Annotated in this window: 16 protein-coding genes; 9 read left to right on the forward strand and 7 right to left on the reverse strand. The window is 67.5% G+C overall.

The features are described from left to right. Window positions 1-53: 53 nt before the first annotated feature. Window positions 54-1,043 (reverse strand): zinc-binding dehydrogenase, encoded by a 990-nt coding sequence (locus tag HUX88_RS00955; RefSeq protein ID WP_176360508.1) that lies wholly within the window; start codon window positions 1,041-1,043, stop codon window positions 54-56. Between the two features lie 89 nt (window positions 1,044-1,132). Between HUX88_RS00955 and HUX88_RS00960 the strand changes: the two genes are divergently transcribed. Next, complete coding sequence (locus tag HUX88_RS00960) at window positions 1,133-2,026, forward strand: LysR family transcriptional regulator (protein WP_176360509.1); 894 nt, start codon at window positions 1,133-1,135, stop codon at window positions 2,024-2,026. Here HUX88_RS00960 and HUX88_RS00965 read toward each other — a convergent pair. Continuing rightward, window positions 2,023-2,628 (reverse strand): DJ-1/PfpI family protein, encoded by a 606-nt coding sequence (locus tag HUX88_RS00965; RefSeq protein WP_176360510.1) that lies wholly within the window; start codon window positions 2,626-2,628, stop codon window positions 2,023-2,025. The genes HUX88_RS00960 and HUX88_RS00965 overlap by 4 nt on opposite strands. Before the next feature lie 87 nt (window positions 2,629-2,715). On the opposite strand from HUX88_RS00965, the gene HUX88_RS00970 reads away from it, so the two are divergent. Together HUX88_RS00970 and HUX88_RS00975 are read left to right on the forward strand one after the other, a co-directional pair. Then, window positions 2,716-3,249: a TetR/AcrR family transcriptional regulator gene (locus HUX88_RS00970; protein WP_373886735.1), complete on the forward strand. Its 534-nt coding sequence runs from the start codon at window positions 2,716-2,718 to the stop codon at window positions 3,247-3,249. Window positions 3,250-3,434: 185 nt separating this feature from the next. Next, complete coding sequence (locus HUX88_RS00975) at window positions 3,435-5,792, forward strand: sialidase family protein (protein WP_229219143.1); 2,358 nt, start codon at window positions 3,435-3,437, stop codon at window positions 5,790-5,792. A gap of 68 nt (window positions 5,793-5,860) precedes the next feature. Here the strand turns inward: HUX88_RS00975 and HUX88_RS00980 are convergent, their stop codons facing one another. From HUX88_RS00980 to HUX88_RS00995, 4 genes are all read right to left on the reverse strand, one after another. Further along, entirely contained in the window at window positions 5,861-6,526 is a 666-nt protein-coding gene (locus HUX88_RS00980; protein ID WP_176360513.1) for a hypothetical protein, read from the reverse strand. A gap of 9 nt (window positions 6,527-6,535) precedes the next feature. Continuing rightward, window positions 6,536-7,075: a hypothetical protein gene (locus HUX88_RS00985; RefSeq protein ID WP_176360514.1), complete on the reverse strand. Its 540-nt coding sequence runs from the start codon at window positions 7,073-7,075 to the stop codon at window positions 6,536-6,538. 6 nt (window positions 7,076-7,081) lie between these two features. After that, complete coding sequence (locus HUX88_RS00990) at window positions 7,082-7,810, reverse strand: hypothetical protein (protein WP_117013962.1); 729 nt, start codon at window positions 7,808-7,810, stop codon at window positions 7,082-7,084. An 85-nt stretch (window positions 7,811-7,895) separates the two neighbouring features. Next, on the reverse strand, window positions 7,896-8,384 hold the full coding sequence (locus tag HUX88_RS00995; RefSeq protein ID WP_117013961.1) for a CinA family protein: 489 nt from the start codon (window positions 8,382-8,384) through the stop codon (window positions 7,896-7,898). 291 nt (window positions 8,385-8,675) lie between these two features. On the opposite strand from HUX88_RS00995, the gene HUX88_RS01000 reads away from it, so the two are divergent. Further along, window positions 8,676-11,282, forward strand: a complete 2,607-nt coding sequence (locus tag HUX88_RS01000) for an EAL domain-containing protein (protein WP_176360515.1) — start codon at window positions 8,676-8,678, stop codon at window positions 11,280-11,282. On the opposite strand, the gene thiL is transcribed toward HUX88_RS01000, so the two are convergent. Then, window positions 11,267-12,235: a thiamine-phosphate kinase gene (gene thiL, locus HUX88_RS01005; protein ID WP_176360516.1), complete on the reverse strand. Its 969-nt coding sequence runs from the start codon at window positions 12,233-12,235 to the stop codon at window positions 11,267-11,269. The genes HUX88_RS01000 and thiL overlap by 16 nt on opposite strands. Window positions 12,236-12,535: 300 nt before the next feature. On the opposite strand from thiL, the gene HUX88_RS01010 reads away from it, so the two are divergent. The 5 genes from HUX88_RS01010 (at window position 12,536) to HUX88_RS01030 (ending at window position 19,162) form a co-directional block, all read left to right on the forward strand. Next, on the forward strand, window positions 12,536-14,854 hold the full coding sequence (locus tag HUX88_RS01010; RefSeq protein ID WP_161093203.1) for an NADP-dependent malic enzyme: 2,319 nt from the start codon (window positions 12,536-12,538) through the stop codon (window positions 14,852-14,854). Window positions 14,855-15,021: 167 nt separating this feature from the next. After that, window positions 15,022-15,849, forward strand: a complete 828-nt coding sequence (locus HUX88_RS01015; protein ID WP_176360517.1) for an ABC transporter substrate-binding protein — start codon at window positions 15,022-15,024, stop codon at window positions 15,847-15,849. Between the two features lie 163 nt (window positions 15,850-16,012). Next, window positions 16,013-17,056 (forward strand): GDP-mannose 4,6-dehydratase, encoded by a 1,044-nt coding sequence (gmd, locus tag HUX88_RS01020; RefSeq protein WP_176360518.1) that lies wholly within the window; start codon window positions 16,013-16,015, stop codon window positions 17,054-17,056. Window positions 17,057-17,066: 10 nt separating this feature from the next. After that, window positions 17,067-17,984, forward strand: coding sequence for an NAD-dependent epimerase/dehydratase family protein (locus HUX88_RS01025; protein WP_117013955.1), 918 nt, complete (start codon window positions 17,067-17,069; stop codon window positions 17,982-17,984). 2 nt (window positions 17,985-17,986) lie between these two features. Continuing rightward, entirely contained in the window at window positions 17,987-19,162 is a 1,176-nt protein-coding gene (locus tag HUX88_RS01030; protein ID WP_176360519.1) for a glycosyltransferase family 1 protein, read from the forward strand.

A 19,162-nucleotide genomic window follows, 5' to 3' on the forward strand; every position in this document is an offset into this window, starting at 1 on the left:
AATGCTAACAAGTGAATAGGTGTTCACATGTTAGCATGGATTGGCGGACCGGGCTACGGCGCGATTTGCACCACGGCCTTGCCCAGTCCGGCCCCGGCGTCGAGCCAGGCGTGGGCGTGGACGATGTCGTCGAAGGCGAACACCTTGGCCGGCCGGGCGTGGTACCGGCCTTGCTCGACCCGCTCGACGATCTCCTGCCACGGCAGCCGGTCCAGCTCGTACCCCGGCGTGCCGAAGGCGAAGCTGCCGAAAAAGCTCAGCTGCACGCCGGGCGGCAACTGCTGCAGCGGCAGGAAACCTGCCAGCGGCTCCAGCCCGCCGAGGAAGCCGGCCTGGCACACCCGCCCGCCCGGCCGCGCCGCGCAGGCCAGCGAGTCGAGCAGGGTGGTGTTGCCGATCAGGTCCAGCACCGCGTCGACGCCGCCGGGCGCGATGCCGCGCACCACGCCGGCCATCGCGGGCCGCTCTTCGACGATGTGGCGCGCGCCGTTCCTCGTCAGCACATCCGCGAGTTCCACCGGGCGGCGCGTGGTCGCGATCACCTGCGCGCCCAGCTGGGCCGCGATATTGCTGGCAGCCTGGCCCAGCGCGGAACTGGCTCCGCGCACCAGCAGCGTCTGGCCGGGACGCAGCGCCAGGTTGTCGTGCAGGCAGGCCCAGGCGGTCGCGTACGACTCCGGGATCGCGGCCAGCTCGGCCCACGGCAGCGTCGAGCGCAGCGGCACCACGTTGGTGGCCGGCACGCACACATACTCGGCGTAGCTGCCGTTGATGCTGCGGCCCATGCCGCCCATGATGGCGGCCACCGCCTGCCCCGGCAGCAAACCGGTGCCGGGCGCCTCGGCCACCTCGCCGACGCATTCGATGCCCGTCACCTGGGCCACCTCGCCCCACAAGCCACGGCGCATATAGCTCTCCGCTCGGTTGAGGCCGAACGCCTTGACGCGGATGAGGACCTGGCCGCCGGCCGGTACCGGTATCGGCAGCTCAACCAGTTGTAATTGTTCCGGACCGCCGAATCGGGTGATGTGTATGGCACGCATGGGATTCTCCTGTAAATGATGGAGACACCACTGTAGTGACAAACACATTCGGATAAAATTGAATAATTCAGTCTATCTCTGTAGATTTTATGAACACAGTCGGCTTCACCCTGCATGAACTGGCGTGCTTCCTGGCGGTGGCCGAGCTTGGCAGCTTCCAGAAGGCCGCCGTGCGGCTGCACCGCTCGCATCCCAGCGTGTTCGCCGCCGTCGCCAGCCTGGAGCGACAACTGGGGCTGGCGCTGCTGGACCGCAGCGGCTATCGCGTCGCCGTCTCGGCCGCCGGCCAGGCCTTCGTCGAGCAGGCCCGGCAGCTGCTCGACAGCGCCGGCCAGATGGCGATGCAGGCCCGCCAGATCGCACAGGGCGAGGAGGTCAAGCTGGCCGTGGTGATCGGCGACCTGTGCCCGCTGCCGGCCACGCTGGGCCTGCTGCGGCAGTTTTTTGCCCAGTGCCCCGGCACCCGGCTGGACCTGCATTTCGAAGCCTTGTCCGGGCCGTGGGAGCGGCTGCACAACGGCGAGGCCGACCTGATCGTCCACCATCTCGAACAGGCCGACCTGCGCTTCGAGGCGCGGCCGTGGCGGCGCGTGCGGCTGGTGCCGGTGGTCGCGCCCGGCTTCCTGGACTTCCCGCTGCACGCCGGCATCACGCCCGAGATGATGCGGCCCTATGTGCAATGCGTCATCCGCGACAGCGCGCGCGACAGCCCGCCGCGCGACTACTTCGTGGTGGACGGCGCGCGCCGCTGCACCGTGGCCGACCAGTTCATGAAGCGCGAGGTGATCCTGCAGGGCATGGGCTGGGGCCACATGCCCGGCTATCTGGTGGACGAGGACCTGGCGCAGGGCCGCTTGCTGTCGCTGGCCGGCGATCACTTCCGCGAAAGCGAACTGGAGCTGGTGATCGCGCGCCGCCGCGACACCGCCCCCGGCCGGGGCGCCAGCCGGCTGTGGGAGCATCTGCTGGCCGGCCTGGCCTAGCCGCAGCGGCCCTGGCGGATGCTGGACGCGATCAGCTTTTCGTACAGATCGTATTGACCGGAAGGCAGCACCGGCCGCAGCGTCTCCATGCTTTTTTCCGCATCGAACAGCCGCTCGACCATCCAGCCGACCAGGTACAGCGCGGCCAGGCAGCCGCCCGCCGTCGCCACGTTGCCGATGCTCATGAGCGGCCGCTCGTCCGGCGCCACGCCGGCCGCGCTGAGCGCGCCGCGCGCATCGGGATGGGTGGATGCACGCCGACCCGGCAGCAAGCCCAGCGCCGCCAGGATCAGCGCGCCGGCGCACATGGAGCCGATCAGCTGCCGGCCCGGATCCAGCTGGAACGCGCCCATGAAGCCGGGGTCCGCGAGCGCGGCCGGCACGCCCTCCCTGCCGCTGGCGAACAGCACCACGTCGGCCCGGTTCGCCTCGTCCAGCGGGCCATGCGTGGCGACCCGCAGACCGTGGGCCGAGCGCAGCTCGCGCTGCTGGCCGACGATGTGCACCTGCCAGTCGTGGCGGTTGCGGCCGAGGATGTCCCACATCAGGAACAGGTCGATGTCGGTGAATTGGTCGAAGGCGACCAGCGCGATGGTCTTCATTGCGGCTCCATGGTTGAGGACAGGAAGCCGCAGTCTAGCGAGGCCGGTGCTACCATACACAGTCTGTATGTTTTCAAGGTGAGACGAGTGCTGACGCGTGACCACTGGATAGCCGCGGGCTTCGACGCCCTGGACCACGACGGCGACGCCGGCATCTCGGCCGAGCGCCTGGCGCGCCGCCTGAACGTGACGCGCGGATCGTTCTACCACCACTTCCGCAACCGCGAGGATTTCGTCCACGCGCTGCTGTCGGCGTGGGAAGCGGACTACGCGGACCGCATGCTGGCCCACGCCGCCGCCGGCCGCAGCCTGGAGGACGTGCTGCAGCGCTACCTGGCGATCGCCGCCGAAAAACAGCCGGGCCGCGAAACCGCGATCCGCGCGTGGGCGCGCCACGATCCGCTTGTGGCGGTGTACCAGCGGCGCGTCGACCAGACCCGGCTGACGTTCGCCATCACCACCTGCCGCACGCGCGCCGGCGGCCTGGTCGATGCGGAGCTGGTGGGCCGTCTCGCCCACCTGTGCCTGATCGGCGGCCAGGAGTCCGGCGACCGCCTCCAGCCGGCCGCCTTTGCGCGGCGCATCCAGGATGCGCTGGCCTTGCTGAACCATCGCGCGTAAGCCCATGCCGCACAACTGTGAAATTTCATTTCGACATTTGACAGTTTTCGTAAGTGGTACGGCCTCCCCCAGCGGATAAGATGCATGCGGACCTCATCCAAAAATAACGCGTAAGCCGGTCCAAGCACCGGTGCCGCAAAACCGGGCGCCGGCTCATCTAAATGGTTTTTCTGGAGGAGAACCGCATGAATCGGAAGTACAAAATTGTCATCCCATCCTTGTTGGCGGGCCTGCTTGCCGCCTGCGGCGGCAGCCAGTCCGACAGCGCCGCCGGCAATAGTCCCAAGCTTCTGGCCACCAGCCTGACGTCCGCCGCGTCGACTTCGGCCGCCTTGCCGGCCAGCTGGACCAGCGTGAAGTGGGGCGGCGGCGGCTATGTCACCGGCCTCGTCTACCATCCGACCAGCGCGAACGTCATGTACGCGCGCACCGACATCGGCGGCGCTTACCGCTGGAACAATTCGAACGGCTCGTGGACGCCCATCACCGACGGCATCGGCTTCAACGCGGGCGAGGGTGGCTTCCACGGCGTCGAAAGCATCGCCCTGGATCCGGCCAACGACAACAAGGTGTACCTGGTCACGGGCATGTACTCGCACAGCTGGGACGGCACCCCGATCAACGGCCGCATCTATGCCTCGGGAGACCGCGGCGCCAGCTGGACGCACTACGACCTGCCGTTCCCGGTGGGCGGCAACGAGGACGCCCGCGCCATCGGCGAACGCCTGAAGGCCGACCCCACCAATCCGTCGACGCTGTTCTACGCCTCGCGCACGGCCGGCCTGTGGAAGAGCACGAACTCGGGCCAGACCTGGACCCAGACCGGCTTGTCGGGCAAGGTGTTGACGGCCGCCGAGATCCAGGGGCTGGGCACGGCGCCGGTGGGCGTCGAGCAGATCGTCTTCGACAACTCGAACGTGGGCGGCGGCGCGACGACGTGGATCATGTACGCCGCCATCGCGCCGGACTACGTGCAGAAGGCGGGCCTGAGCTCGACCATGTACAAGTCCACCAACGGCGGCTTCTCGTGGACGCCGGTGTCGGTGCCGTCCAACGTGTCCGGCTACTTCGTCCCGCACATGCTGCGCACCGGCGACGGCAACTACTACGTGGTGTTCAACAAGAACGCCGGGCAGGGCGCCCAGGGGCCGGGCTACCTCTACCGGTTCGGCGGCGTTGCCAACGGCGAGACCTGGGCCCAGCTCGCCACCACCACGCAGGGCGGCTACGGCGGCGTGTCCGTCTACGGCACCGGCGCGACGGCCCGCATCGCGCTGGCCGTGACCGGCACATGGAGCGCCGGCCAACCGGTGGTCCAGCTGTCCGACAACGGCGGCAACACCTGGCACGAAATCGCCGACGGCATGCAGCATTGGGGCGGAGGCTACCGGGGCTGGGTGGACGACATCGAGATCGATCCGGCCAACAAGGATCACATCATGCACGTGCACGGCGGCGGCGTCTGGGAAACCTGGAACGCGTCGGCGGCCAGCCCGAGCTGGGATGTGCCGCTCAATAACTTCGAGGAAACCGCCACCCTGGCGCTGGTCACGCCGCCGGCCGGCGCGCCGTACAAGTTCGTCAACAGCGCGGGCGATATCGGCACCTGGGTCCAGACCGACCTCGCGGCGACGCCGACCAGGGCGCCCACCAGCGCATGGAGCAACGGCAACGCCGCCGACGTGTTGTGGTCCGATCCGAGCTACATCGTCAGCGCCGGCGCCCTCAACGGCTCGCCCTCGGTCGCGTTCGGCTCCTGGTCCGGCGACGGCGGCAACACGTGGTCGAACTTCGCGACCCTGCCCGCCGGCGCCGCCGCCAACACCGCCGAATCGGCGAGCATCGCGACCGCGTTCCGCAACAACGCGATCTGGGCGCCGGCCAACTCGGTGCCGTCGTACACCACGAACAATGGCGCGAGCTGGACCTCGACCAACCTGCCGGCGCTGTCCGCCGTCGGTATCAATCGCGGCTACCGCCTGGCGGTCGACCGCAAGAATCCGAACAAGGTCTATGCCTACGATTCGGGCGGCGCTTCCTGGAGCAACCTGGCGGGCAAGGTCTACGTCTCGACCGATGGCGGCCACACCTTCACGCTGAGCCAGGGTTCGGTGTCGGCCAACCTGGCGCCGAACGGCTGGAATGCCACGTCGCTGGCGGTCAACCCGAACGTCGAGGGCGACCTCTGGCTGGCCGACGGCAATGCCGTGTACCACTCGACCAATTCGGGCGCGAGCTGGACCAAGCTGAACGGCTTCGCGACGATACCGGCCAACGGTTCCACCGGCCAGATGCAGGGCGCCAGCGTGATCGCCCTGGGCAAGGCGCAGGCCGGTGCGTCGTACCCGGCGGCGGTCTACGTGGTGGGGGCGATGAATGGCGTGTGGGGCGTCTACCACTCCGACGATGGCGGTGCGACCTGGGCGCGCTTCAACGACGACGCGCATCAGTACGGCGGCATCGGCGTGATGGCGGCCGACTGGAACACCTACGGCCGCATCTACTTCAGCGGTGTTGGCCGCGGCCTGGTGTACACCAACTAAGCGGCGCGATCGTCCGGCGCGGTCCGATCACGGGCCGCGCGCGGCGGCCCTGGTCTCCCGGGCGCGGCTCAGGCATGCGGGGCTTCCTTGGCCGACTTGGCCAGGTTGTCCCGCAGCGCCTGCAGGTTGCCGTCCGTGCTGGCGTAGGCGCTGATCATCTGCGACAGCATGCGGTAGACGGCCTTGGCGTCGCCGTCGCCCATCTGGATGTCGCTGATGATGTTCAGCATGCCGGCGCCGTCGAGGAAGTTGTTGGCGCCGCTGGCGCTGATCGATTGCACGTCGCGCATGTTGGCGTAGATGCCGGAGTAGCGCTCCAGCTGGTCCTGCGGCATCCAGCTGACCGCCTGGCTGGCGACCGCCACCTCCCAGGCCTCGCGCCGCAGCGACGGCGTCATGATGCTCAGTCCCAGCTTGTTGTGCTGCTGCTCCGTCAGCTGCTTGAGCAGGACCTTGCCGTCGACCTTGTCCCTGATGCCGGCCAGCAGCTGCTCGCGCGTCGCCTGGACGATTTTCAGCTGATCGTTGTTGTGCTTGAGCGCCTCGTCGAGCTCGTGGACGTTGACCTGGATCTCGGCGTCGATCTTGTCGGCGGCCTCGTGCGCCAGATGGCGGTGGTGCAGCGTCTGCACGCCATGCTCCAGCGCCAGCGCGGTGGCGATACTGATCACGATCATCAAGTATTCGCCGCCGAATTCCTTCAGGGTCTTGGCCTTGGGTACTTCAAAGTGCATGCGTTGTCCTTATTTTTGCAGTTCGGCTTGCAGCTGTTCGCGGACCTTCGGGTCCAGCTTCTGGATCGCCTTGTTCAGTTTGTCGGCCTGGGCCAGCGCGGCGCTTTGCTCGGCCGTCAGCCCCGGCTTGAGGAAGGCCGCCTGGCCGCCGAGCACCAGCAACGCGCTGAGGACGGCCACGCCGGCCGCCGCGCCCAGCAGCCGCAGCTCGCGCGGCGTGACGGCGGCCGATTGCGTGGCGATCGGCCGCACCGGGCCGGAGGCGGGTGCCGGCGCGTAGGCGGAGGGCGCGTCGGCGCCGGCCGGCTCGTTGGTGGCGTCCAGCACCACCGGCTTGCGGACGCCGCCGGGCTGCGCGGCCAGTCCGCCGGCCAGCCGCGCCTGCTGCGCCAGCTCCTGCGAGGCGGCGTCGATCAGCGCGATGTGGCGCTCGACCGTCTCGGCCAGCACCGCCTCGTTCAGCGCCACCAGCGCGAACACGGGGTCGTCGATGTCGATCCTGACGCCGGTTTTTTCAAAGACCAGGCTGCGCAGCTTGTGCTGATCCATGGCGGCTTACCACTCGACCTTGTCGAGCTGCTCGAACAGGTCGCGGAACACCACCTTGATGCGCTGCTTCTCCATCAGGTTGAACTTGTCGCTCTCCCTGACCTCCTGGGCGGTCAGGCGGGCCGTGTTCATCTTCTTGATGTCGGCGCCGAAGGTGTCGGCGTTGCGGGCCGACAGCACCACGCGGCCCTTCACGCGGGCCGAGTTGTCGGCGTAGGTCTGCGATTCGGTGAACTGCTTGCCGGACGCCGATTGCAGCAGGCCGAAGTGCTCGTTCTCCCACAGCACCAGCGGCACGTTGGTGGACTTTGCGGTGGAGACGAAACCCATGGCGGTGTCGTGCAGCGTGTCGCCGCCGCCGACGATGGTGTGGATGTAGACCTTGCGTCCCGATTCCTCCAGCAGCGAGAAGCAGTCGTTCTCGATCAGGTAGCCCATCAGCGGCGAGAAGGTGTTGGCGCCGTTGTCGATGACGCAGTTGCCGTCCTCCTCCAGGATGTCGATCATCAGCGCGTCGAAGCGCTTGGGGTCGATGGTGCGGCTGTCGGTCATCACCGGCACATGCTTGACGTCCATCGCCTTGTAGCGCGAGAAGGTCGCGTTCTCCTGGTCGGTGTCGTAGCAGCGCAGCGGCGTCTCGTCCTTGGCGGCGATCCATTGCGCCAAAATGGTGGACACCAGGGTCTTGCCGATACCGCCTTTACCTTGGAGAATAAAATGTACCGAATTTTGCATCAATCACTCCAGAATCGCTCGAATGCGTCGAGAGTAATTGTTTTGCGGCGGTATGGCAACCGCCGGCCTGCATTCAGTCGCGCATTCAGTCGATGAACCGCAGCAGCCCCTGCAACGCGTGGATCACGGTCTGCTCGCGCACCGCCCGGCGGTCGCCGGCGAACACCAGGCGCTCGGTGTGCACGGTGTCGGCGTTGGCCCAGCCGAAGCACACGGTGCCGACCGGCTTGCCCGGCACGGCGCCGGTGGGGCCGGCGATGCCGGTGGTCGAGACCGCCAGATGGGCGTTGCTGGCGCCCAGCGCGCCGGTGGCCATGGCCGCCGCCACCTCCTCGGACACGCTGCCCATCTGCGCGATCAGCGCGGCCGACACGTCCAGCATCTCGGTCTTGGAGGCGTTGGAATAGGTGACGAAGCCGCAATCGAACCAGGCGGTCGAGCCGGCGATCTCGGTGATGGCCTGGGCCACGCCGCCGCCGGTGCACGACTCGGCCGTGGCCAGGATCAGGCCCTTCGCCTGCAGGGACTTGCCCACTTGCGCGGCCAGGTCAAGAATGGTGTCTGTGGAATTCATGGAGCTCTCCGTCTGTTGCGGCACGCTGCGGCCTGGCTTCCACTCTACCATGCAGTGTGCAATCGATGCCAGCGACGCACGGCTGATTTGCCTGAACCGCAACATGCCAGAAAACATTAGACCGCCGATTTGAACTTGCGTACACTCGGACGGATAAGCCGGCCGACGCTGCCCAGCCATTGCAGCCGTGCGCCGCCGAACGGGCAAACTGTTAAGCTTGCCTGGTGGTAGTCAGCGGTCCGCACCGGCCACGACGCCGGTTCTCCACGGGACCATACGGAGGCGCATCTCATGATCAGCCAGACCGACATCTTCAACGCCAGCATCCTGATCGTCGACGATCAGCCGGTGAACGTGGAACTGCTGGAATTCCTGCTCAAGTCCACCGGCTACACGGCGGTCAGCTCCACCACCGATCCGCGCGTGGTGGCCGGCTGGCACGCCGAGCACCAGTACGACCTGATCATCCTCGACATGCAGATGCCCGGCATGACCGGCTTCGACGTGATGGAGGCGATCCGCCCGCTGGAGACCGGGGCCTGGCTGCCGGTGCTGGTGGTCACGGCCCAGCCGGACCACAAGATCAAGGCGCTGGAGCTGGGCGCGCGCGACTTCGTCAGTAAGCCCTTCGACCCGGTCGAGGTGCTCACCCGCATCCGCAACCTGCTGGAGGTGCGCCTGCTGCACCGCGAGGCGCGCGGCTACAACACGCGGCTCGAGCAGACCGTGCGCGAGCGCACCGCCGAGCTGCAGCGCTTCCGCAGCGCGATGGACGCCACCGCCGACGCCATCTTCCTGCTCGACGCCGGCAGCGCCGAGCTGGTCGACGTCAACGACGGCGCCTGCCGCATGCTGGGCTATCCGCGCGCCGAGATGCTGGGCCAGACCGCCAGCCGCATCGGCCTGGGCGCGCCGGCCGCGCTGAGCGAGCGGGCCGCCGGGCTGGCCGCCTACGCCGCCGCGCTGGGGCCGGCGCGCGCGCCCGAGATGATCGAGCTCGAGCTGATGCGGCGCGACCTGATCGCGGTGCCGGTCGAGCTGTACTGGCAGCTGCTGCGGCGCGCCGGCCAGCCCGACATCCTGCTGGGCGTGGCGCGCGACATCAGCGAGCGCCGCCAGGCCGAGGAGCTGCTGCAGCACATGGCCCACTACGACAGCCTGACCGGCCTGCCCAACCGCACCCTGTTCTTCCAGACGCTGGCCGACGCCGTCGCGCTGGCGCAGGAAAAGTCGTGGCGCATCGTGGTGCTGTTCATTGCGCTGGACCGCTTCAAGAACGTCAACGATTCGCTGGGCGCGGCGGCCGGCGACGAGCTGCTGCGCCAGTTCAGCAACCGGCTGGTGCAGTGCGTGCGCATCCGCGACACGGTCGGGCGCCTGGGCGGCGACGAGTTCGCGCTGATCCTGACCATGACGCGCGACCAGCAGGACGCGGTGCACACCGCCAACGAGGTGCGCGAGGCGCTGCGCCAGCCGTTCGACCTGGGCGGCCATCCGGCCGCGCTCAGCGCCAGCATCGGCATCGCCATGTACCCGGACGACGCCACCGATCCGCACACCCTGGTCAAGTACGCCGACACCGCGATGGAGCGCGCCAAGCAGGCCGGGCGCGACGGCTACCGCTTCTTCACCGCCGGCATGAACGTGCAGGTGCTGGCGCGGCTGGACATGGAGATGGCGCTGCGCCGCGCGCTCGAGCACAACGAGCTGCTGCTGTACTACCAGCCCAAGGTCAACCTGCACAGCGGCCAGATGGCCGGCGCCGAGGCGCTGCTGCGCTGGCAGCGGCCCGGCTGCGGCATGGTGTATCCGGCCGAGTTCGTGCCGGTGCTGGAGGACACCGGCCTGATCGTGCGGGTCGGCGCCTGGATCATCGACGCCGCCTGCCGCCAGATCGGCGCCTGGCTGCGCAGCGACGTCGGGCCGGTGCGGGTGGCGGTCAACGTCGCCAGCCGCCAGTTCGTCGAGGGCGACCTGGAGCTGGTGGTGCGCAGCGCGCTGCTGCGCCACGACGTCCCGCCCGAGCTGCTGGAGCTGGAGCTGACCGAGACCGCGCTGATGTCCAACACCGAGCGCACCATCAGCGTGCTGTCCAACCTGAAGGCGCTGGGCCTGAAGGTGGCGATCGACGACTTCGGCACCGGCTATTCGTCGCTGGCCTACCTGCAGCGCTTCCCGATCGACAAGCTCAAGATCGACATCGCCTTCGTGCGCGACATCACCACCAACCCCAACGACGCGGCCATCGCCCAGGCCATCATCAGCATGGCGCACAGCCTGAAGCTGCGGGTGATCGCGGAAGGGGTGGAGACGCGCGCCCAGCTCGAATACCTGCGGCGCAGCCGCTGCGACGAGATCCAGGGCTTCCTGTTCAGCCGGCCGGTGGCGCCGGCCGAGATGGCGGCGCTGGTGCAGGCCGGCCACAGCCTGCCGCCCGACGTGGCCAAGCCGGGCCAGCCGGCGCAGACCCTGCTCATCGTCGACGACGACGTCAACGTGCTGTCCTCGCTGCACCGGCTGTTCCGGCGCGACGGCTACCAGATCCTGACGGCGGCCACGCCGGGCGAGGGGTTCGAGCTGCTGGCGCTGCACGCGGTGCAGGTGATCGTGTGCGACCAGCGCATGCAGGGCATGAGCGGCACCGAGTTCCTCAGCAAGGTCAAGGAGATGTATCCGGAGACGATACGCATCATCCTGTCCGGCTACACCGGGCTGGACGCGGTGATCGACTCGATCAACCGCGGCGCCATCTACCGCTTCTACACCAAGCCGTGGGACGACACCCAGCTGCGCGACAACATCCGGCTGGCCTTCCACCACTACTGGCTGTTGCACGGCAGCGGACGCCGCGCGGGCGAGCCGGGCGAGGACGTGACCGCGCTTCAGGAAGTGAAGTGATCGAAGCCTTGTAGCTGCAGGCCGAGCGGGGCGCCGGCCGCGTCCACCAGGCGCAGGCCGGGGGCGGCCTCGATGCGGCCCACGCGCGTGACCGGCGTGGCCACGCTGGCCGCCGCCGCCAGCACCGCCGCGCGCGCCGAGGCCGGCGCGGTGAAGCACAGTTCGTAGTCGTCGCCGCCGGCCGCCGCGAAGGCGCGCCGCAGCGCCGTCTCGCGCGTGGCCAGCACGGCGCCGGCCGGCAGCGCGTCCACGTCCAGCGTGGCGCCCAGCCGCGATTGCTTGAGGATGTGGCCGAGGTCGCCGACCAGGCCGTCCGAGATGTCGATCGCCGCGTGGGCGATGCCCTGTTCGGCCAGCAGCATGCCCAGCGCCACGCGCGGCGTCGGCGTGTGCATGCGCACGGCGGCCGCCAGCAGGCTGGCCGCGTCCATCGATTGCTCGAGCCGGTAGCCGGCCAGCGCCAGGCGGGCGTCGCCCAGCGTGCCGGAGATCCAGATGTCGTCGTCGGCAAGGGCCGCGTTGCGGCGCAGCGCCTGACCCGGCCGCACCTCGCCGAACACGGTGATGCAGATGTTGAGCGGGCCCTTGGTGGTGTCGCCGCCGATCAGCTCGATGTTGTAGGCGTCGGCCAGCGCGAACAGGCCCTTGGAAAAGCCGGCCAGCCAGTCGCGGTCGGCGGACGGCAACGCCAAAGCCAGCGTGAAACCGACCGGGCGCGCGCCCATCGCCGCCAGGTCCGACAGGTTGACCGCCAGCGCCTTGTGGCCGAGGCGGGCCGCGTCCTCGCCGGCGAAGAAGTGGCGGCCCTCGACCAGCATGTCCGACGAGATCGCCGTCTGCATGCCGGGCGTGGGCGTGAGCAGGGCGCAATCGTCGCCGATGCCGAGCGTGGCGCGGGCCGCATGCTGCGGGCGCTGGAAGTATTCCTGGATGAGGTCGAATTCGGAGAGCATGGCGCTATTGTACTGAAGACCGCCGGGGCCGGCGGTTGGCGTCGCCCTTGGTTAATTGATATTTTCAATCAATTTTCATCGGGTGATGCAAAAAAGTTATAACTGCGGAAAATTGATTATGTTGGAGCTATTGATAGGTTATTGCCGTTAAAAACGACAAAAATTCGGTCTTTGTTGCCTTGAATCATAAATAATGCTGATATCCGTCATAGCTGTTGGTGAAAATACCTACTTAATTGAAAGAATTGGTCTGATAAAATCGGAAGCTTTCCGACAGTACAAACAGGAAGGCCGCACAGCATGGATTCGTCATCTGATAAAAAAGAAGAACTTCGTCAACAATTGCGCCTCGCGGCGCTCGAATACCACGAGTGCCCGACGCCCGGCAAGATCAGCGTCACGCCGACCAAGCAACTGACCAACCAGCGCGACCTGGCGCTGGCCTACTCGCCGGGCGTGGCCGCGCCGTGCGAGGAGATCGTCATCGATCCGGCCAACGCCTACAAATACACGGCGCGCGGCAACCTGGTGGCCGTGATCACCAACGGCACCGCCGTGCTGGGCCTGGGCAACATCGGCCCGCTGGCGGCCAAGCCTGTGATGGAAGGCAAGGGCGTGCTGTTCAAGAAGTTCGCCGGCATCGACGTGTTCGACATCGAGATCAACGAATCCGACCCCGACAAGCTGGTCGACATCATCGCCTCGCTGGAGCCGACCTTCGGCGGCGTCAACCTGGAAGACATCAAGGCGCCCGAGTGCTTCTACATCGAGCGCCAGCTGCGCGACCGCATGAAGATCCCGGTCTTCCACGACGACCAGCACGGCACCGCCATCATCGTCGGCGCGGCCATCATGAACGGCATCCAGTATGTGGGTAAAGATATCGCCAACTGCAAGCTGGTGGTGTCGGGCGCCGGCGCGGCCGCGCTGGCCTGCCTGGACCTCATCGTCGACCTCGGCTTCCCGCTGGAAAACATCTACGTCACCGACCTGGCCGGCGTGGTCTACAAGGGCCGCAAGGAACTGATGGACCCGGACAAGGAACGCTTCGCGCGCGACACCACGGCCCGCACCCTGGCCGAGGTGATCAACGACGCCGACATCTTCCTGGGCCTGTCCGCCGGCGGCGTGCTCAAGCAGGACATGGTCAAGGCCATGGCGCCCAATCCGCTGATCCTGGCGCTGGCCAATCCGAACCCGGAGATTTTGCCGGAGGACGTCAAGGCCGTGCGCGGCGACGCCATCATCTGCACCGGCCGCTCGGACTATCCGAACCAGGTCAACAACGTGCTGTGCTTCCCGTACATCTTCCGCGGCGCGCTCGACTGCGGCGCCACCACCATCACGCGCGAGATGGAAATCGCCGTGGTGCACGCGATCGCCGAGCTGGCGCACGCCGAGCAATCGGACATCGTCGCCACCACCTACGGCTTCACCAACCTGTCGTTCGGCCCCGAGTACCTGATCCCGATGCCGTTCGACCCGCGCCTCTTGATCAAGATCGCGCCGGCCGTGGCCAAGGCGGCCGAGGATTCCGGCGTCGCCACCCGTCCGATCAAGGACCTGCAGGCGTACGCCGACAGCCTGCAGCAATTCGTCTACCGCAGCGGCACCTTCATGAAGCCGCTGTTCCAGGTGGCCAAGAAGACCGCGTCCGACCTTAAGCGCATCGTCTACGCCGAGGGCGAGGAAGAGCGCATCCTGCGCGCGGTGCAGGTGATCGTCGACGAGAAGCTGGCGCGGCCTATCCTGGTGGGCCGTCCGGCCGTGCTGGAAACGCGCATCAACAAATTCGGCCTGCGCCTGAAGCAGGGCGTGGACTTCGACGTCATCAACCCCGACCACGACGAGCGCTACCGCGACTACTGGCAGGCCTACTACGAGCTGACCGCGCGCAAGGGCGTCACGCAGGAGTACGCCAAGCTGGAGATGCGCCGCCGCCACTCGCTGATCGGCGCCATGATGATCAAGAAGGGCGACGCCGACGGCATGATCTGCGGCACCTTCGGCACCACCCAGCTGCACCTGCACTACATCGACCAGGTGCTGGGCAAGCGCGACGGCGCCTGCGTGTACGCCGCGATGAACGTGCTGATTATGCCTGAGCGCCAACTGGTGATGGTCGACACCCACGTCAACGAGAACCCGAACGCGAAAGAGCTGGCGGCGATCACCGTGATGGCGGCCGAAGAGATGCGCCGTTTCGGCCTGTCGCCGCGCGCGGCCCTGCTGTCGCACTCGAACTTCGGCTCGTCCAACAGCGAATCGGCGCAGAAGATGCGCGCCGCGCTGGAGCTGGTCAAGCAGCTCGACCCGGCGCTGGAAGTGGACGGCGAGATGCACGGCGACACCGCGCTGGACTCCAAGCTGCGCAACTCCATCATGCCCGGCACCAGCCTGAAGGGCGACGCCAACCTGCTGGTGATGCCGAACATCGACGCCGCCAACATCGCCTACAACCTGGTGAAGACGGCGGCCGGCAACGGCATCGCGGTCGGTCCGATCCTGCTGGGCTGCGCCAAGCCGGTGCACATCCTGACGCCGTCGGCCACGGTGCGCCGCATCGTCAACATGACAGCGCTGTGCGTGGTCGACGCGGTCGCCCAGCGCAAAGTCTAAAAAGCAATTTGGGGTCAAGTCTGACATTCGGACACGAGCACAACCGTAGCGCGCTGCTACGGTTGTGCTCGTGTCCGAATGTCAGACTTGACCCCAATGTTTTAAAATGCAACACCTGCCGTAGATACTGCTTGCCGTAAAAAACCACGCGGGGATAATCAGTCCTCATGCCGCGTCATCCCGCCTTCCCACCTTCGCTGCTTGCCTGCCTGCTCATGGGCTGCCTGGCCTTGCAGGCCGCCCGCGCCGGCGATGCGCCGGTCGCCGTCGCCATCTACGGCGACGACGCCTATCCGCCTTATTCCTACCTGGAGAACGGCCGGATGAAGGGGATCTACGCCAGCATCATCCGGCAGGCGCTGAAGAAGATGCCGGAGTACGAGGTCACCCTGTTGCCGATCCCGTGGAAGCGCGGCCTGGTGCTGCTGGAAACGGGCGCCGCCTTCGCGCTCTATCCGCCGTATCTGCGCCCGGACGAGCGCCCCTACATGAGCTATTCCGAGCCCCTCATCGCCGAGCAGCTGGTGGTGCTGTGCACCCAGGCGATCAGCCAGCGGCATGCGCTGAAGACCTGGCCGGACGACTACCTGGGCCTGCGCATCGGCATCAACGCCGGCTTCCTGAGCGGCGGCAAGCGCTTCGACCAGGCCGTCCACGACGGCAGGCTGCGCGCCGAACCCGCGCGCAGCAGCCGCACCAACCTCCTCAAGCTGATGAAAGGCCGCATCGATTGCTACCTGAACGACCGCCTGTCGATCGCCTGGGAACTGGGCCGCATCCGCATCGACGGCGCGGCCGATCCGAACGCGCAGGCCCTGGTCGAGGTGGCCGAGTTGAGCGCCGAGCAGGGCTACCTGGGCTTCACCACCCGCGACCCCGCGCGCTTCCCCTACCGCGATGATTTCATCCGCAAATTCAACGCCGTCATCAAGGCCATGAAGCACGACGGCGAGATCCGCGAGACGGTGGAGCGCTTCCTGCGCGCGCCGGATTGAGGCGGTTTTGTTGCCCAGGCTTCAATGAAACTTAGTCATCACTGCCAATGATGGTAACAAGATGTAAGGGATGTAATTGACATAATTGGTGAGAAGTGTGGCTCAGGCGCTCTGTTACAATACCGGGTTGTAAAGTCACCCATGATTTGGATTGCTATTCACCATGAATAAAATAAAAAGAGCCCTGGTTACGGGCATCACCGGCCAGGACGGCGCTTATCTGGCCGAGTTGTTGCTGGAAAAAGGTTACGAGGTCACCGGCACCTATCGCCGCACCAGCTCGGTGAATTTCTGGCGTATCGAGGAACTGGGCATCCAGTCGCATCCGAATCTCAAGCTGGTGGAATACGACCTGACCGACCTGGGCTCCAACATCCGCCTGCTGCAATCCGCGCAGCCGGACGAGGTCTACAACCTGGCCGCGCAAAGCTTCGTCGGCGTGTCCTTCGAACAGCCGGTCACCACGGCGGAAATCACCGGCGTCGGCCCGGTCAACCTGCTCGAGGCCATCCGCATCGTCAATCCGAAGATCCGCTTCTACCAGGCGTCGACCTCGGAAATGTTCGGCAAGGTGCAGGCCGTGCCGCAGAAGGAAGACACGCCGTTCTACCCGCGCAGCCCGTACGGCGTGGCCAAGCTGTATGCCCACTGGATGACCGTGAACTACCGCGAATCCTATGGCATCTTCGGCTGCTCCGGCATCCTGTTCAACCACGAGTCGCCGCTGCGCGGCCGCGAGTTCGTCACCCGCAAGATCACCGACTCGGTCGCCAAGATCCACCTGGGCCAGCTCGACGTGCTGGAACTGGGCAACCTGGACGCCAAGCGCGACTGGGGCTACGCCAAGGAATACGTCGAAGGCATGTGGCGCATCCTGCAGGCCGATGAGCCGGACACCTATGTGCTGGCCACCAACCGTACCGAAACCGTGCGCGACTTCGTCAGCATGGCGTTCAAGGCGGTCGACGTGGCGCTGGAGTGGAGCGGCGCGGCCGACCACGAGATCGGCACCTGCAAGAAAACCGGCAAGGTGCTGGTGCGCGTCAATCCGAAGTTCTACCGTCCGGCCGAGGTGGAGCTGCTGATCGGCGATCCGGCCAAGGCCCTCAAGGAACTGGGCTGGAAGCCGAAGACCACGCTGGAGCAGCTGTGCCAGATGATGGTCGAGGCCGACCTGCGCCGCAACAAAGCCGGCTTCTCCTTCTAAGGAAACCGCTATGGCTGCTGAAGGCATGGAGGGCGCGGGCAAGCGCGCGCTGGTCACGGGGCTGTCCGGGTTCACCGGCCGCTACGTCGAGCAGGAGCTGCGCGCGGCCGGCTACGAAGTCTACGGCACCATCACCCCCGGCCACGCGCCCGGCGAGCGCCAGTTCGCCGTCGACCTGAACGACCGCGCCGGCCTGGCCGACGTGGTGGCCCAGGTGCGCCCGGACGTGGTGGCCCACCTGGCCGCGATCGCCTTTGTCGGCCATGGCGACGTCGAGCAGATCTACCGCGTCAACGTGGCCGGCACCCGCAACCTGCTGGAGGCGCTGGCCGCCGCCGAGCACAAGCCGTCGGCCGTGCTGCTGGCCTCCAGCGCCAACATCTACGGCAACACCGACGCCGGCGTGATCGGCGAGGACGTGCCGCCGGCGCCGGCCAACGACTACGCGGTCAGCAAGCTTGCCATGGAATACATGGCGCGCCTGTGGCAGGACAAGCTGCCGCTGATCGTGGTGCGTCCCTTCAACTACACCGGCGTCGGCCAGCACGAGAACTTCCTGCTGCCGAAGATCGTCTCGCACTTCCGCCGCCGCGCCGCCGACATCGAGCTGGGCAACCTGCACGTGTGGCGCGATTTCTCCGATGTGCGGATGGTGGCGCACAGCTACCGCCGCCTGCTGGCCGCCGGTCCCTCGGTGGCCGGCCAGGCCTTCAACATCTGCTCCGGCCACGCGTACTCGCTGGGCGAGGCGCTGGCCATGATGGCCGACATCGCCGGCTACCCAATCAACGTCCACGTCAACCCGGCCTTCGTGCGCGCCAACGAGGTGGTGCGCCTGGTCGGCGACAACCGCCGCCTGCTGGCCGCCATCGGCCCGCTGGCCACGGTGCCGCTGGCCGACACGCTGCGCTGGATGTACGCGGCGTGAGCATGGCCGACACCAAGGCCGCCCGCCCGGTGCGGGTGGGCCTGTCCACCACCACCGCCGAGACCACGCTGACCGGCGGCCGCCTCGACGGCCTGGGCGTGTACAGCCGCGCGCTGCTCGAACACCTGCCGCATGCCGGCGCCGAGGTGCTGCCGCTGTCGTTCGCGCCCGGCGGCGACGCCAGCCGCGTCCACGTCGGTCGCGCGCTGCCGCGCTCCTTCCGCGGCGCGACGCTGGCCGACCTGGTGCTGCCGTCGTCGGTGCGGATGCGCGTCAGCGGCCTGGCGGGCCAGGGCGCGGCGCCGCTCGACCTGTTCCACGCCACCGACTACCGCATCGTACGCATGGACTGCCCGGTGGTGGCGACCCTGCACGACGCCGTGCCGATCGCCCATCCCGAGTGGTGCACGCCGCGCCTGCGCGGCCTGAAGAACTGGCTGCAGGTCAAGGCCGCGCGCAAGGCCCAGCATGTGATCACCGGCTCGCACTATTCGATCCGCGAGCTGGTCGAGCACTTCGGCGTCGACGAGCGCAGGATCAGCGTGGTGCACCACGGCGTGCGTCCCGAATGGTTCGACGCGCCGCCGGCCGAGGCGCGCGACGCCACGCTGGCGCTGCACGGCTTGCGCGCCGGCTACTTCCTGTTCGTCGGCACGCTGCAGCCGCGCAAGAACGTCGGCCGCCTGCTGGAGGCCTACCTGGCGCTGCCGCCGGTGCTGCGCGCCGCGCGCCAGCTGGTGATCGTCGGCGCGCCCGGCTGGCTCAGCGACGAGCTGGTGGCGCAGGTCAAGGCCGCCGGCCAGCGCGGCGAGAACGTGGTCTGGCTCAGCCGCCTGACCGACGACGCCCAGCTGCACCACATCTACGCCGGCGCCGGCGCCTTCATCTTCCCGTCGCTGCACGAGGGCTTCGGCCTGCCGCTGGTGGAGGCCTTCGCCAGCGGCGTGCCGGTGGCCACCTCCAACGCCACCTCGCTGCCGGAAGTGGCGCAGGGCGCGGCGCTGGAATTCGATCCGCTGTCGGTGCCGGAGATCACGGCCGCGATGACCGCGCTGGCGCGCGACGATGCGCTGCGCCAGCGCTGCATCGCCGCCGGCCGCCGCCGCGCGCTGGAGCTGACCTGGGACGCCGCCGCCCGCCGCACCGTCGAGGTGTACCGCGACGTCCTGTCCAATTGA

The sequence above is a fragment of the Duganella sp. BJB1802 genome (genome assembly GCF_013369445.1).
Lineage (GTDB): Bacteria > Pseudomonadota > Gammaproteobacteria > Burkholderiales > Burkholderiaceae_D > Rugamonas > Rugamonas vulcania_A.